The sequence below is a fragment of the Dyella solisilvae genome (genome assembly GCF_003351225.1).
Taxonomy (GTDB): Bacteria; Pseudomonadota; Gammaproteobacteria; order Xanthomonadales; family Rhodanobacteraceae; genus Dyella; species Dyella solisilvae.
Genome location: NZ_QQSY01000006.1, coordinates 33068 through 47806 on the forward strand (window position 1 = coordinate 33068; position 14739 = coordinate 47806).

12 protein-coding genes and 1 tRNA gene are annotated in these 14739 nt (G+C 65.6%); 9 read left to right on the forward strand and 4 right to left on the reverse strand.

What is annotated here, in order from left to right; genetic code table 11:
* The first annotated feature begins 29 nt into the window (after positions 1 to 29).
* Positions 30 to 1928, forward strand: coding sequence for a M61 family metallopeptidase (locus DVT68_RS17525; protein ID WP_114826627.1), 1899 nt, complete (start codon positions 30 to 32; stop codon positions 1926 to 1928).
* Positions 1929 to 2265: 337 nt separating this feature from the next.
* Positions 2266 to 2342 (forward strand) — tRNA-Arg (locus DVT68_RS17530).
* Positions 2343 to 2515: 173 nt separating this feature from the next.
* On the opposite strand, the gene DVT68_RS17535 is transcribed toward DVT68_RS17530, so the two are convergent.
* Positions 2516 to 5023 carry a TonB-dependent receptor gene (locus DVT68_RS17535; RefSeq protein ID WP_114826504.1) on the reverse strand — a complete coding sequence of 836 codons (2508 nt, stop codon included), beginning with the start codon at positions 5021 to 5023 and terminating at the stop codon, positions 2516 to 2518.
* Between the two features lie 230 nt (positions 5024 to 5253).
* On the opposite strand from DVT68_RS17535, the gene DVT68_RS17540 reads away from it, so the two are divergent.
* From DVT68_RS17540 to DVT68_RS17555, 4 genes are read left to right on the forward strand one after another with little or no spacing between them, the layout of a single operon-like run.
* Entirely contained in the window at positions 5254 to 5685 is a 432-nt protein-coding gene (locus DVT68_RS17540; RefSeq protein ID WP_114826505.1) for a YeeE/YedE family protein, read from the forward strand.
* Entirely contained in the window at positions 5682 to 6110 is a 429-nt protein-coding gene (locus tag DVT68_RS17545) for a DUF6691 family protein (RefSeq protein ID WP_114826506.1), read from the forward strand. The genes DVT68_RS17540 and DVT68_RS17545 overlap by 4 nt, the downstream gene beginning before the upstream one ends.
* A 5-nt stretch (positions 6111 to 6115) precedes the next feature.
* Positions 6116 to 6982, forward strand: a complete 867-nt coding sequence (locus DVT68_RS17550) for an MBL fold metallo-hydrolase (protein WP_114826507.1) — start codon at positions 6116 to 6118, stop codon at positions 6980 to 6982.
* A gap of 40 nt (positions 6983 to 7022) precedes the next feature.
* On the forward strand, positions 7023 to 7373 hold the full coding sequence (locus tag DVT68_RS17555; RefSeq protein ID WP_233523544.1) for an ArsR/SmtB family transcription factor: 351 nt from the start codon (positions 7023 to 7025) through the stop codon (positions 7371 to 7373).
* Positions 7374 to 7435: 62 nt separating this feature from the next.
* Here the strand turns inward: DVT68_RS17555 and DVT68_RS17560 are convergent, their stop codons facing one another.
* Positions 7436 to 7642 (reverse strand): CsbD family protein, encoded by a 207-nt coding sequence (locus DVT68_RS17560; RefSeq protein ID WP_114826508.1) that lies wholly within the window; start codon positions 7640 to 7642, stop codon positions 7436 to 7438.
* 276 nt (positions 7643 to 7918) lie between these two features.
* Here DVT68_RS17560 and DVT68_RS17565 point away from each other — a divergent pair, with 276 nt between their 5' ends.
* The gene (locus tag DVT68_RS17565) at positions 7919 to 8470 is read left to right on the forward strand and encodes an HdeD family acid-resistance protein (protein WP_114826509.1); all 552 of its coding nucleotides are present in this window, start codon (positions 7919 to 7921) and stop codon (positions 8468 to 8470) included.
* Positions 8471 to 8540: 70 nt separating this feature from the next.
* On the opposite strand, the gene DVT68_RS20495 is transcribed toward DVT68_RS17565, so the two are convergent.
* Complete coding sequence (locus tag DVT68_RS20495; protein WP_158543538.1) at positions 8541 to 9146, reverse strand: hypothetical protein; 606 nt, start codon at positions 9144 to 9146, stop codon at positions 8541 to 8543.
* A gap of 147 nt (positions 9147 to 9293) precedes the next feature.
* Positions 9294 to 10118 (reverse strand): NADPH-dependent 7-cyano-7-deazaguanine reductase QueF, encoded by an 825-nt coding sequence (queF, locus tag DVT68_RS17580; protein ID WP_114826512.1) that lies wholly within the window; start codon positions 10116 to 10118, stop codon positions 9294 to 9296.
* 139 nt (positions 10119 to 10257) lie between these two features.
* On the opposite strand from queF, the gene DVT68_RS17585 reads away from it, so the two are divergent.
* Together DVT68_RS17585 and DVT68_RS17590 are read left to right on the forward strand one after the other, a co-directional pair.
* On the forward strand, positions 10258 to 12225 hold the full coding sequence (locus DVT68_RS17585; protein ID WP_114826513.1) for a M1 family metallopeptidase: 1968 nt from the start codon (positions 10258 to 10260) through the stop codon (positions 12223 to 12225).
* 174 nt (positions 12226 to 12399) lie between these two features.
* Entirely contained in the window at positions 12400 to 14601 is a 2202-nt protein-coding gene (locus tag DVT68_RS17590; protein ID WP_114826514.1) for a penicillin acylase family protein, read from the forward strand.
* Positions 14602 to 14739: the final 138 nt, after the last annotated feature.

Consider the following 14739-nt stretch of genomic DNA (forward strand, 5'->3'; position numbering starts at 1 on the left):
GCGACATCGCGTCGCCACAGGAGAACCACTTGAAAGTCTCGCGTCTCGCTTCCGCCATCCTCGCTTCCGCTTTTGGAATGTCCAGTTTTGCCGCGCTTGCCGACGTGCCTGCGCCGCAGGACGTTCCGTTCGATGGCACGCTGAAGATCAATGTCGACGCCACGGATATCGCCCATCGCGTGTTCCGCGTGCACGAAGTGGTGCCGGCGAAGCCGGGTCCGCTGACGCTGCTGTATCCGCAGTGGCTGCCGGGCAACCATTCGCCGACCGGCACGATCGACAAGCTGGCGGGACTGGTGGTGAAGGCGAACGGCAAGGTGGTCCCGTGGAAGCGCGATCCGCTTAACGTGTTCGCGTTCCACGTGGATGTGCCCGAAGGCGCGAACAACGTCGAAGTGGAGTTCCAGTTCCTCTCGGCGCAGGACACGCGCCAGGGCCGCGTGGTGATGACGCCGGAGATGCTGGACCTGCAGTGGAATTCGGTATCGCTGTACCCGGCCGGTTATTTCGCCAAGCGCGTCAACGCCGAGACCAGCGTGACCTTCCCGGCGGGCTGGCAGTATGGCAGCGCGCTGGAGCTGGCCTCGCGCGACGGCGACACGGTGCACTTCAAACCGATCAACTTCGAAGACCTGGTCGACTCGCCGATCTACGCGGGCAAGTACTTCAAGCGCGTGGACCTCGACCCGGGCGCCAAGACGCCGGTGTTCCTCAACATCGTCGCGGATGATCCGAAGTTCCTCGAGATCAAGCCGGAGCAGCTGAAGGTGCATCAGAACCTGGTGCAGCAGATGTACAAGCTGTACGGCGCGCACCACTACAACCACTACGACTTCCTGTTCTCGTTGAGCGACAAGATGTCGGGCAACGGCCTCGAGCACCATCGTTCGAGCGAGAACGGCGTGGGCACCGGCTACTTCACCGAGTGGGACAAGAGCATGATCATGCGCGACCTGCTCTCGCATGAGTTCAACCACTCCTGGGACGGCAAGTACCGTCGCGGCGCCGATCTCGCCACGCAAAACTTCAACGTGCCGATGCAGGACAGCCTGCTGTGGGTGTACGAGGGCCAGACCCAGTTCTGGGGCTATGTGATGGCCGCGCGCTCGGGGCTGTGGAGCCACGACGAGGCGATCGACATGCTGGCCAACGTGGCCGCCACCTACGACCGCGGCCGTCCGGGCCTGCAGCAGTGGCGCAACGTCCAGGACACCACCAACGACCCGATCATCGCGATGCGCCGCCCGCTGCCGTATCGCAACTACCAGATGAGCGAGGACTACTACTCCGGTGGTCAGATGATCTGGCTCGACGTCGACGGCAAGCTGCGTGACCTCACCGGCAACAAGCGCTCTATCGACGACTTCGCCAAGTCGTTCTTCGGCATGAAGAACGGCGAGTGGGACGTCAACACTTACGTCTTCGAGGACGTGGTGAAGACGCTCAACGACATTGCGCCGTTCGACTGGACCACCTACCTGCGTGAGCGTCTGGATGGCCATGGCCCGATCATCGGCGGCTTCGAAGCGAACGGCTGGAAGCTGGTCTACAACGACAAGCCTTCGGCCGCGGCCAAGGCCGTGGAAACGCGTCTGGGCGGCGCCAACCTCACCTACTCGCTGGGCGTGTCGGTGGGCAAGGGCGGCGACATTGTCGACGTGCTGTGGGACGGCCCCGCCTTCAAGGCCGGCCTGTCGCCGGGCATGAAGCTGATCGCGGTGAACGGCAAGGAATACTCCAGCGACGCCGTCAAGGATGCGGTCACCGCCGCGGCGAAGGACAAGAACCAGCCGGTGGAACTGCTGGTGAAGAACTTCGATGAGTACAAGACGCTGCGCATCGACTACCACGACGGCCTGAAGTACCCGCACCTGGAACGCATCGAGGGCAAGGCCGACCGCCTGTCCGAGCTGCTCAAGGCGCGCTGAGGCAAACGCTCTTTCCCTCTCCCCTCGGGGGAGAGGGCAGGGTGAGGGGCGGGTGCTTGCACAGACGCTAAATCAGGCGCGCTTTGATGTCGCCATATCGCGAGATTGACCCCTCGCCCCAACCCTCTCCCCGGAGGGGAGAGGGAGCTGAAGGATGAGGATCGACTAAAAAAGGCGGCACCTTGTGCCGCCTTTTTGCCTTCCCGTCTCCCAGCGGGCGACCCGTAGGGGAGAGGCAGGCGGCGCAACAGGGGTTGCCGCACCCTCGGCCACTCCCGCCCCAACTCCGCTATACTGCGCGTCCGCCGCGTGTTTCGATGCGTGCGTGGATGCTCAAGCGCCCGTAGCTCAGCCGGATAGAGTAGTGGCTTCCGAAGCCATTGGTCGGGGGTTCGAATCCCTCCGGGCGCGCCATCTTCCTGACGAAACGGCCTCCGCCACGCGGGGGCCGTTTTGCTTTGGGCGTCGGACTGCTGTCACCGGCCCGGGCGCAAAAAAATCCCGCCGCTGGCATGTCGCAGGCGGCGGGAGTCAGGGTGGCGCCGCACGCCGCTCTCCCGATGGGCGCGGCGGCAGCTCGGTGGTGTTTAGAACTTCACGCGGAACTCCACGCCATACATGCGCGGCGGGGTGATGTACGCGTAAGGCGTGCCAAGCACGGACTGCGACACCGTGCCGAGGCCGGTGACATAGCGCTGGTTGAACAGGTTGTTGACGTAGGCGGCCACGCCCCAGCGGCCGCTGTTGGACGTCCAGTCCAGGCGCATGTCGGTGCGGTGCTGGGCCTGGTTGAGGTCGAAGTTGGTCGGCAGCGAGCACTTGCCCTGGTACACCGAGGCGTCGTTGCAGCGCAGCGGGCCGCGGAAGCCGTAGATCACGTCGTAGGTGAGGGCGCCGTTGGCGATGTCGTGCCACGTGTAGGCGGCGCTCACCGAGTAGGACAGCTTCGGCTCGCCCACCGGCTGGCCCGACACGTTGGCGTAGACGATCTGGTTGGCGGTGTTCAGCCCGATCGGCACCTGCGCGTTGGTGTAGGTCTGGTCGATGTAGCCGCCGTTGAAGCTCAGGCGCAGGTTGTCGATCGGCGCCCACTGCACCTGCAGGTCCACGCCGGTGGCCTTTTCATTGGTGTTGCTGACCTGATACTCGGGCACGTTGAAGCCGGCCGTGGACGGGATCACCGTCAACGTCTGCACGTTGTCGTAGCGGTAGTGGTAGATCGAACCGTTGACCAGCAGGTTGTACTCGGGGAAGGTCGCCTTGATGCCGGTTTCCAGGTTCCACACCTTCTCGGGTGCGAATTCCGCGCCCGGCTCGGTGCCGTCGAAGCCGCCCGCCTTGTAGCCCTTGGCCAGCGATGCATAGGCCATCATGTCCGGCGCGAACTTGTACGACAGCACCAGGCGCGGGCTGGTGTCGTTCCAGCGACCCCTGCCGTCCACCGTCTGATTGACCGCGGTGGCGAAGATCTGGTTCTGCTGCAGCAGCGCCACCAGTTGCTGGCCGGTCACCTTGCCGCCGGTAAGCAGCGAGACCAGGTTGAGCAGGCCGGCGGCCTGCATTTGCGCCAGCGTCGCGTCCAGCTCAGGCGCCGAGCGCGTCGGCGTGTACCACGTGAAGTCCTTCTGGTCGTGGGTGAAGCGCAGGCCGGTGGTGAGGTCCCACTGGTCGTTGAGGTGCCAGATCACGTCGCCATACAAGGCGCCGGCGCTGTAGTGGCCGGTGTTGTAGATCGTCTCGGTCCACTTGTCGCCCAGCAGGTTGTAGGGCAGGTTCAGCGCCTGCAGCACCGAATTGAAGTAGCCGAAGATGGTGCCGGTGGGCGTGTACTGCTTGCCCACGCCGGTGTTGAGCGCCAGCGTGTCGTAGGTGTCGGTGTTCACGCGCGCCAGGCTGGTCTGGTCGGTGTCTTCCTTGTAGTAGCTGGCCCCGGCGATCCAGTCCATCAGGTCGGTGTTGCCGGCGAACTTGAACTCCTGGTACCAGGTGTGGCCCGAGCTGATTACGCCGGTGTTGAGGTACTCGGTGACCTGCTGCAGGCCGGTGCCGCTTTCCACGTGCGACATGTCATAGCCGGTCCAGTTGGTGGTGGAGGTGAGGCTGCCCCAACCGAAATTGTGGTCGATGGTGAGGGTAGCGTCGTTGTAGTTGCGCTCCTCGCGACCGTCGGTGGCGCTGTTGTAGAACGGCGCGTGCCGCGGGTCGTAGTAGGTGCCCGGGTCGGGCGGGAACGGCGCGCGCGCATACAGGTCGTTGGCGGGCAGCGGGATCAGCCCCATGTCGATGCGCGAGGGCTGCTTCACACGATCGTGGTCGTAGGCAAGCTGCACCTGGGTGTCCGGCGTGATGTTCCAGCGGTACACCACGCGTGCGCCCCACTCGTCGTCCTTGCCGTAGTGCTGGCCGGTAGCGGCGTCCTTGAGCCAGCCGTCGCTCTGGTTGTCGACCACGCTCACGCGCAGCGCCATGTCCTTGTTGAGCGGGATGTTCACCAGCGCATCGGCGTAGCGCCTGCCGTAGTCGCCGAAGCGCACGCGGGCGTCGCCTTCGAACTTGTCGGTGGGCTCGTTGGTGATGATGGAGATGGCGCCGGCGGCGGTGTTGCGGCCGAACAGCGTGCCTTGCGGGCCCTTCAGCACCTCGACGCGGGCGACGTCGTTGAAGGCCATCAGCGAGCCGCCGTTGCGCGTCTGGTAGATGCCGTTGATGTACACGCCCACCGCCGAATCGGTACCGATGCCGAAGTCGTCGGTTTCGATGCCGCGCAGGCGGTAGGTGGGCTGGGTGGCGTCGGTGTTGTCCACCACCAGGCCTGGCACGAACAGGTTCATGTGGCTCAGGTCGGTCGCCGCCACGGTGTCCAGTTCCTTGGCGGTGACAATGTTCATGGCGATCGGTACCGCCTGCATTTCCTGCGTGCGGCTCTGCGCCGTCACGGTGATCTGCTCGAGCCGGGTGGCGTTGCTGGAGGAGGGCTTCTGGTTGCCGCTGTCGCTCTGGGCGGGTGCTGCGGTGTTGGCGTCCTGGGCGAGTGCGGCGCCGGCGAAAAGCACGCAGGCAACGGCGGAGGCAAGCCCTCTCTTGCGGATCAGCATAAGTTGGAAATTCCCCTGGGTGTGCGGACAAGGCGCGCGGTCATCGCGGCGCCGATGTTTCCCCCATGGCGCCGTCGATACGTCCGCGCATGTTCACTTGCCCGCCGCAGGCATGTATAGGTGCGGCGCAGCAATCGACGCGGAAAGCACGCCAGGCGGCGCACCCTTGAACAGGGTCGGGTCGGGCTATATATTAGCAAGTGCGAATATATGAATATGAGGAGGCCTGCGTGCATCCCTGGCTGTTGGCCGCCATTGGCGGCGTGTTGATCGGACTGGCGGCGGTCGTGCTGATGGCGGCGCTGGGTCGCATCGCCGGCATCAGTGGTATCGCCAGCGGCTTGCTGGCTGGAGCGGCGGCCGGCGATCGCGGATGGCGCGTGGCCTTCGTGGCCGGACTGGTGGCGGCGCCCCTGCTTTTGCTGCTGGTGCGCGGCGACAGCGGCATCGGTTCGCCACAGGTGGCCTGGCCGTGGATGGTCGCGGCCGGATTACTGGTGGGCTTTGGTACCCGCCTGGGCGGCGGCTGCACCAGCGGCCATGGCGTATGCGGCATGGCCCGACTGTCGCCGCGCTCGCTGCTGGCCACCGTGGTGTTCATCGTGTTTGGCGTGATCACGGTGTACGTGACGCGTCATCTGTTCGGAGGCCTGGCCGCATGAAATACCTGCCCGCCTTGTTGGCCGGCCTGCTGTTCGGGTTCGGTCTGGCCCTCGCAGGCATGACCCAGCCGGCCGTAGTGCTCGGCTTCCTCGACGTGTTCGGCGCCTGGAATCCGCGCCTGCTGTTCGTGATGGCCGGCGCCGTGCTCACCACCGCCATCGGCTATCGGCTGGTTTGGCGCCGCGCGCAGCCGTGGCTGGCGCCGCGCTTCAGCCTTCCCGACACGCGCCATATCGACGCGCGTCTGGTGGGCGGCGCCGCGCTGTTCGGTATCGGCTGGGGCATCGCCGGCTACTGCCCGGGTCCGGCCCTGGCTTCGCTTGGGGCAGGCCTGTGGTCGGTGTGGCTGCTGATGGCCGCGATGGCGATCGGTTGGTGGCTGGCGGCGCAGTTGCCCGCACGCAGTGACGCGAAGCGAGGTTGAGCCCCATGAAACGTCCCGAGGTCAAGTCGTTCTTCGACGAGGCGAGCAATACCTTCAGCTACGTGGCGTGGGATCCGGCGACGGCGAAGGCCGCGGTGATCGACAGTGTGCTGGACTACGACGCCGCCTCGGGCTGCACGCACCATGAGTCGGCCGACGCCATCATCGATTTTGTCGAGGCCAGCGGCCTTGAGGTGGAGTGGGTGATCGACACCCACGTGCATGCCGATCACCTCTCGGCTGCGCCGTATATTCGTTCCCGCCTGGGCGGACGGCTCGCCATCGGTGAACACATCCGCCACGTGCAGGAGACGTTCGGCAAGCTGTTCAACGCGGGCGACGAGTTTGCCCGTGACGGCAGCCAGTTCGACCACCTGTTCAAGGACGGCGACACCTACCGGCTGGGCGAGATCGACGCCGTGGCCCTGCATACGCCGGGCCATACGCCGGCCTGCATGACCCACGTGATCGGTGACGCCGCTTTCGTGGGCGACACCTTGTTCATGCCCGACTACGGCACGGCGCGTTGCGATTTTCCCGGTGGCGACGCACGCGTGCTGTACCGCTCGATCCAGAGGCTGTTCGAGCTGCCCGACGACACCCGCCTGTTCATGTGCCATGACTACAAGGCCCCGGGACGGGACGCGTTCGCCTATGAGACCACCGTGGCGGCGGAGCGGCGGGGCAATGTCCATGTGCGGGAGGGCACCGGCGAGGACGCCTTCGTGCAGATGCGCACCGCGCGTGACGCCACGCTTCCCGTGCCGCGCCTGCTGCTGCCTGCCGTGCAGGTGAATATGCGCGCAGGGGAGTTGCCGCCGCGCGAGGACAACGGCATCAGCTACATCAAGATTCCGCTCAACGCGCTGTGATGCCGATGAACCGTCCACGCCTGATCCAACGGGCCAACGCATGAGCCGTGCACTGAAATCGCCAGCGTCGCGCTCGCGCAAGACCGCCGTGGATATCGACGCGATGCAGCGCCATGCCGACGAGGCGGTGGCCGTGCTCAAGGCCATGGGCAGCCCGAACCGGCTACTGCTGTTGTGCCAGTTGCTCGAGGGCGAGCGTTCGGTAAATGAACTGGCCGAGGCGCTGGGCCTGGCGCAAAGCGTGGTGTCGCAACACCTTTCCCTGCTGCGGCGCGACGGGCTGGTGACCGGCCGCCGCGATGGCCAGTCGATCTTCTATGCGATCTGCGATGCCCGCGTACATGGCCTGATGGCCACGCTGTTCGAATTGTTCTGCGCCGGGCGCGCCTGAGGACACACACTGACCTGCCGCATGCCCCCTCTCCGCCGCGGGAGAGGGGGCGTGGAAAGTGATCAGTGATGGCGTATCTGTTTCTCGAAGGCCTTGACCTGCTTTTCGGCCTCATCGCGAGCCATGCCGTAACGCTCCTGCAGCTTGCCGGAGAGGTATTCGGCGTTGCCTTCGGCCACCCTGAGGTCGTCGTCCGTGAGCTTGCCCCAGTGCTGCTTGATCTGGCCGCTCAATTGCTTCCAATGGCCCTGGATCGTGTCTTGGTTCATGGCGTGTCCTCGTGCTCAGTGGGGAAACGCAATGCGCATTGCGGGGAGCGATTCGAGCAAGCGGCGAGTTAAGCGCGCGTGCCCGCCACGTGGCGGCAGGTGGCGACGGTTCACGGGCGTATGACGGGGGCTTGATACCGCATTCGCGTCGCGTCGACATCGAAGATGCGTCGATGGTGTCTCGGCGTCTCGGGCGACAGGGGAGCGTCGGGGCCATGGATCGATTCCACAGCGGGCCGACCAGGGTCCGCTTCTCTACGTCATGGAGGTACGCGTATGAGTTCCGTATTGCGGCACGGAGTTGGACGTACCGGCTGGGTGCTGATCTTCTACGGCATCATCTCGATCGTGTTCGGCTTCACTGCGCTGATCTGGCCGGGCAAGACGGTGGTCGCCCTGGCCTGGGCCTTCGGCGTGATGGCGCTGGCCGAGGGCATCATCAGCCTGTTCGCCCTGTTCCGGCGCGAGGTGGCGATTTCGCGAGGCTGGCTGGTGCTGTACGCCATCGCCTCGATCGTGTTCGGCCTGCTCGCCATCATGCATCCGCTGGCGGTGGTCAAACTGTTGCTGGTGTTCCTTGCGGCCTGGCTGATCGTGGCGGGCGTCTACCGCATCATCTTCGCCGTTCGCGTGCGCAAGGAGATCAAGGGCGAGTGGATGATCGCGCTGAGCGGCGTGCTGGCCATCGTGCTGGGCTTCATGTTCATGGCCTACCCGGTGGCCGCCTTGCTCACCGTGGCGATCTGGATCGGCGCGGCGGCGCTGGTCTACGGCATCCTGCAGCTCGTCGCGGGCGTGCGGATGCAGCGGTTCAAGCGCGCGCTCTGAGTCTTCCGGCCCGCAAACAAGGAAAAGGCGCCCGAGGGCGCCTTTTCTTCAAGTCGCGGTGCGAGTGGCGTCAACTGCGGATATCGAAATCCTGGCTGGCCACCGTCTTGCCGTTGAGCGAGATATCCAGCCGGTAGCGGCCTTGCGGCCACGCGTTCGGGTTCTGCACCTTGAACGTGGTGGTGGCCGGTCCATCGGTGGCAATCGACTCGCTGGTGCTGCTGAAGGTCTGGCCCTTGCCTTCCACATAGCTCCAGGTCGCGTTCAAGGTCGCGCTGCTGGTGCTGCCCACGGTGGCGACGCTGGCATAGATGGCCTTGTCCGCCGGGTTGAAATGCCGCTGCTCCTTGCTGATGGCCAGCGAGTCGTCCACGGCGTTGCCGAGCTTCACCGAGGCCACCTTGATCTCTTCAGCCGGTGTCGCCGCCGCCATGCCGCCGCCGGTCGGCGCAGTGGTCGGGTGGGCCGGGGCGGTGCTGGCCGGCGCGGGTGTCGTGGCAGCCGGAGCCGGCGCGGCCGTGGCTGGTGTCGCGGGCGCTGCAGGCGCCGGAGCGGTGGCGGCCGGCGCGGCCGGCGCGGAGGTGGATTCCTGCTCGTTCTTGCCGCACGCGCTGAGCATCAGCAGGCCGGCAAGGGTCGCGCAGGTCAGAGCGGTATGGCGTGCCTGAACTTTCATGACGGACCCCGTGGCTGGTGACGAAACATGCACCCGGGACGGCAAAACGCGACCCGGTTCCCGTACGTTAAGAGGCTAGTCCCCATGGACTGAAGCGCCCATTACCGGGCGTCTCAGCCTCGACGCAACCTTAACGGGGCGCGGCGCTCATTGCCGCGCGCCGCGCGGATTGCCCGGCTGTTCGGCGCCGGTGCTGCGGTAGGGGTTGATGTCCAGGCCGCCACGGCGGGTATAGCGCGCGTAGACGCTGAGCCGCTCCGGTCGGCAGCGTTGCATCACGTCCACGAAGATGCGCTCGACGCACTGCTCGTGGAACTCGTTGTGATTGCGGAACGACACCAGGTAGCGCAGCAGGCCAGCGCGATCGATCGGCGCGCCGCGGTAGCGGATCTGCACGCTGCCCCAGTCCGGCTGGCCCGTGACCGGGCAGTTGGATCGCAGCAGGTTCGATACGAGCATTTCCTCGACCATGGGCTGGCTGGCGTCCGCCTGCAGGTAATCGGCGCGCGGCGGGCCGTAGTCGTCGATGTCCAGCGGCAGTTCGTCGATCACCAGGCCGTCGAGGTCGGAGATGGCGTGGCCGTGGGCCTCCACGCGCCCCAGGTTCACCACGACCGGAGCGCCGGCCGCCGCGGAAAGGTCACGCTGCAGAGTGGCCGCCAGCGTGTCGGCGTCGGCCATCCGTTCCTGCGAAAAGCCGTTGAGGTACAGCTTGAACGACTTGGACTCGATGATGTTGGGCGAATCCGCCGGCACGCGGAACTCGGCCAGCGACACCACCGGCTTGCCGCGCGGATCGAGCCAGGAGAGTTCGTAGGCGTTCCAGACGTCCACGCCGTGGAACGGCAGCGGCGTCGACACGCCAATCTCGTCGCGCTTGGCCGTGCGCGGAATGGGAAACAGCAAGGAGGGGTCGTAGCGATCGGCGTAGGCGGTGGTCTTGCCGAGCGGGGAATGTTCAGGAGTGCTCATCCGTCCATTCTACCGCCCGCGGCCGCCAGCCATCGCAGGAAGCTGCGATGACCGACCATGACCATTGACCCGGTTCAGCGAGCGGCGGCTTCCTTTAGTGTCCGGTGGAGTACCTGGGGAGTCCGAAGGAACACGCCCGATGAAGAAATCCGACCTGGCTGGCCGCATCGCGGCGGGCTTGCTTGCGGCTGGCGGCATGGCCGCGCCCGCGTTTGCCGACGGCGCGCCGGCCGGCTTCGATCCGCAGGCGCTGTTCGCGCCGCTGTCGCTGCCCGATGCCGCCAACGCCTTCCGCGACAGCGCGGGCAAGCCCGGTCCGCAGTTCTGGCAGAACCGCGTGGACTATGCCATCCAGGCCGAGATCGACCCCGCCTCGCACGCGCTGCGCGGCGACGAGACCATCACCTATACCAACCACAGCCCCGATGCGCTCGACGTGCTGTGGGTGCAGCTGGACCAGAACGCCTACCGCGCCGACTCGCGCGGTTCGCTCGGCTCGCCGCGCCCGCGCAAGGACTTCACCGACGGCTACCAGCTCGATGCGGTGGAAGTGGACGGCAAGCCGGTGCATTACCTGGTCGACGACACGCGCCTGCGCGTGGACTTGCCGCAGGCGCTCGCCAGCGGCGGCAAGCAGCTCAAGCTGCGCATCCGCTACCACTACACCGTGCCAGGCACCTGGGGCGGGCGCACGGCGGTGACGCCGACCAGGAACGGCGACATCTACGAGATCGCGCAGTGGTTTCCGCGCATGGCCGTCTATGACGACCTGCGCGGCTGGGACACGCTGCCTTACCTCGGCTCGGAGTTCTACCTCGAATACGGCAACATCGATTACGCCGTGACCGTGCCGTCGAACTACATCGTCGCCGGCTCGGGCGAGCTGACCAATCCCAAGGACGTGCTCACCACCACCCAGCAGCAGCGCCTGGCCAAGGCCGCGCAGAGCGACGCCACGGTGATGATCCGCACGCCGCAGGAAGTGAACGACCCGGCCAGCCATCCGAAGCAGGGCGGCACGCAGACCTGGCGATTCCACATGGAGCACACCCGCGACGTGGCCTTCGCGGCTTCGCCGGCCTTCGTGTGGGACGCCGCGCGCATCAACCTGCCGGACGGCAAGCATTCGCTCGCCATGTCGGTGTATCCGGTGGAAGGCGTCGGCAAGGACAAGTGGGACCGCTCCAGCGAATACGTGAAGGGCGCGATCGAACACTTCTCCTCCAAGTGGTACCCCTATCCGTGGCCGGTGGCGGTGAACCTCGGTGGACACGGCGCCGGCATGGAATACCCCGGCATCGTGTTCGACGGCTTCGACGACAAGGGCCCGATGCTTTTCTGGATCAGCGCCCACGAAATCGGCCACACCTGGTTTCCGATGGTGGTGGGCTCGAACGAGCGCCGCAGCGCGTTCATGGATGAAGGCTTCAACACCTTCATCGACGTGTATGCATCCGATGCGTTCAACCACGGCGAGTTCGCACCCAAGCGCGACAGCGAGTACGCGCCCAAGGGCGGCAACCCGGTGGACGAGATCCTGCCGCTGCTGGCCGACGCGGATGCGCCGACCATGATGGCGCCGGCCGACTCGGTTGCAGAGAAGTACCGCCACTCGGTGAGCTACTTCAAGGGCGCGCTGGGACTGGTGCTGCTGCGCGAGCAGATCCTCGGCCCGGAGCGCTTCGATCCCGCCTTCCGCAAGTACATCGCCACCTGGGCGTACCACCATCCGACACCATCGGACTTCTTCCGCTTCATGAGCAGCGAGGCGGGCGAGGACCTGTCCTGGTGGTGGCGCGGCTGGTATCTCAACAACTGGCAGCTGGACATGGGCATCAGCGCCGCCAGCTATGTGGACAACGATCCGTCCAAGGGCGCGGTGGTGACCCTGGCCAGCAAGCAGAAGCTGGTGATGCCCGCCACGCTGCGCATCGACTATGCCGATGGCGGCCACGAAGACATCCGCGTGCCGGTGGAGGCGTGGCGCCAGAGCGCGACGCCGAAGCTAGCGCTGCGTACCGGCAAGCGCATCAGCAAGCTGACGCTCGATCCGGACCACAAGCTGCCGGATGCGGATCGGAGCAACAACACCTTCAACATGCCGTGACCCATTTGGGTGACGGAGCCTCCCATGTTCCGTCGTCCCAGCGGAAGCTGGGACCCAGTGCCTTTTCGCAAGACATCGAAAGGCGCTGGATTCCGGCTTCCGCCGGAATGACGGAAATGGAGGACTCGGCAAGACACGAACGACGCGCTTCAACCACGCCTTAGCGACACCTCGATGAATTACAACGTCAAACCGCTCTTCCGCCCTCTGCTTCTGCCCACCGCGCTGTTGCTCGCATTGGGAGCAACAGCCGCCCAAGCCGCGACTGCTGACCAGGCCCGCTGGCAATCCGAAGCCAAGGCCGTCAGCATCACCCGCGACGACTGGGGCATCGCCCACGTGCACGGCAAGACCGATGCCGACGCGGTGTTCGGCATGGCCTATACCCAGGCCGAGGACGACTTCAATCGCGTCGAGACCAACTACCTCAATTCGCTTGGCTGGCTCGCGCAGGCCGAGGGCGAGCGGGCGATCTGGTCCGACCTGCGCCAGCAGCTCTGGATCGATCCGGCGGAGCTCAAGCGGCTGTATGCGCAAAGCCCGGGTTGGTTGCGCGACCTGATGAACGCGTGGGCCGATGGCCTCAACTATTACCTGGCCACCCATCCGAACGTGCACCCGCGGGTGATCACCCACTTCGAGCCGTGGATGGCGCTGAGCTTCAGCGAAGGCAGCATCGGCGGCGACATCGAGCGCGTCTCGCTCAAGGAGCTGCAGGCGTTCTACGGCAAAACCGACGACAAGGTGGCGTTCGTCGACACGCCTTCATGCTGGGTCGAACCCACCGGTTCCAATGGCATCGCGATCGCGCCCAAGCTCAGCGCCGATGGCCATGCATTGCTGCTGATCAATCCGCACACCTCGTTCTTCTTCCGTTCCGAGTTGCAGATGAGCTCCGACGCCGGGCTTGATGCCTACGGCGCGGTGACGTGGGGGCAGTTCTTCATCTACCAGGGCTTCAACCCGCATATCGGCTGGATGCATACCTCGACCACCGCCGACGTGGTCGACGAATTCGCCGAGACCATCGTGCGCGACGGCGACAAGCTCAGTTACCGCTACGGCAAGGAGCAGCGCCCGGTCAGCACGCGCGACATCCGCGTGGCTTATCGCAAGGCCGATGGCTCCATGGGCGCGCGCACGTTCACCACTTACGCCACCCATCATGGCCCGGTGGTGCGCGAGGCCGATGGCAAGTGGATCAGCGCCGCGCTGATGAACAAGCCGCTCGAGGCGCTGGAGCAGAGCTGGCTGCGCACCAAGGCCAGCGACTTCGCCAGCTTCATGAAGATCGCGCAGCTCAAGGCGAACTCTTCCAACAACACGATCTTTGCCGACGACAAGGGCGAGATCGCATACCTGCATCCGCAGTTCATCCCCAAGCGCGACAACCGCTTCGATTACACCAAGCCGGTCGACGGCAGCGACCCGGCCACCGACTGGCAGGGCCTGCTGCCGCTGGAGGCGGCACCGCATCTGCTCAATCCGGCCAACGGCTGGATCATGAACACCAACAACTGGCCGTATTCGGCCGCCGGCAAGGACAGCCCAAAGCGCGCCGACTACCCGCGCTACATGGACAGCGTGGGCGAAAACCCGCGCGGTATCCACGCCACCCGCGTGCTGAGCGACAAGCGCGACTTCACCAAGGCCTCGCTGATCGACGCCGCGTTCGATTCCTACCTGCCGGCTTTCGCGCGACAGATTCCGATCCTGCTCGCCGACTACGATGCGCTGGCGGCCAACGATCCGCTGAAGGCGAAGCTGGCCGGTCCCATCGCGCTGCTGCGCAGCTGGGACTATCGCTGGGGCATCGCCTCGATGCCGACCTCGCTGGCGGTGTTCTGGGGCGACATCCTGTGGGACAAGGTCGACAAGTCCGACGTGTCCGAGAGCCTGTCGGTCTACGACATCATGGCCGAGCGCGCCGGACCGCAGGCGCGTCTGCATGCGCTGGTCGAAGCCAGCGATCGTCTCGAGAAGGACTTCGGCAGCTGGGGCGTGCCGTGGGGCGAGGTCAATCGTTACCAGCGCCTCAACGGCGAGCTGGTGCAGCCGTTCGACGACAGCAAGCCAAGCATCCCGGTGCCGTTCACGTCCTCGCGCTGGGGCTCGCTGGCCTCGTTCGGCGCGCATCGCTGGCCGGGCACGCGCCGCTACTACGGCACCAGCGGCAACAGCTTCGTGGCCGTGGTGGAATTCGGCGACAAGGTCAGCGCTCGCGCGATCACCGCCGGCGGCGAAAGCGGCCATCCGGATTCGGCGCACTTCAACGACGAAGCCGAGCGCTACACCACCGGCAACCTGCGCAAGGTGTATTTCTGGCCGGAGGACCTGGCCGGGCATGTCGAGAAGGTTTATCACCCGGGTGAGTGATCCGGGGCGGAGCTTGCTGTTAGCCCTCGTTCGACCCGCTACCCGGAGTCGCCCACGGTCTTTCGCGCGCTCACATCATTCGTCATCCCTGCGAAAGCAGGGGTCCAGTGCCATTCGTACGGATGGAGCCACAAGTCA

Excerpts from the sequence above, each read along its gene's own strand:
- DVT68_RS17535 (WP_114826504.1), bottom strand. The coding sequence starts at position 5,023 with ATGCTGATCCGCAAGAGAGGGCTTGCCTCCGCCGTTGCCTGCGTGCTT.
- DVT68_RS17545 (WP_114826506.1), top strand. The coding sequence starts at position 5,682 with ATGAAATACCTGCCCGCCTTGTTGGCCGGCCTGCTGTTCGGGTTCGGT.
- DVT68_RS17550 (WP_114826507.1), top strand. The coding sequence starts at position 6,116 with ATGAAACGTCCCGAGGTCAAGTCGTTCTTCGACGAGGCGAGCAATACC.
- DVT68_RS17555 (WP_233523544.1), top strand. The coding sequence starts at position 7,023 with ATGAGCCGTGCACTGAAATCGCCAGCGTCGCGCTCGCGCAAGACCGCC.
- DVT68_RS17560 (WP_114826508.1), bottom strand. The coding sequence starts at position 7,642 with ATGAACCAAGACACGATCCAGGGCCATTGGAAGCAATTGAGCGGCCAG.
- DVT68_RS17565 (WP_114826509.1), top strand. The coding sequence starts at position 7,919 with ATGAGTTCCGTATTGCGGCACGGAGTTGGACGTACCGGCTGGGTGCTG.
- DVT68_RS20495 (WP_158543538.1), bottom strand. The coding sequence starts at position 9,146 with ATGAAAGTTCAGGCACGCCATACCGCTCTGACCTGCGCGACCCTTGCC.
- queF (WP_114826512.1), bottom strand. The coding sequence starts at position 10,118 with ATGAGCACTCCTGAACATTCCCCGCTCGGCAAGACCACCGCCTACGCC.
- DVT68_RS17585 (WP_114826513.1), top strand. The coding sequence starts at position 10,258 with ATGAAGAAATCCGACCTGGCTGGCCGCATCGCGGCGGGCTTGCTTGCG.
- DVT68_RS17590 (WP_114826514.1), top strand. The coding sequence starts at position 12,400 with ATGAATTACAACGTCAAACCGCTCTTCCGCCCTCTGCTTCTGCCCACC.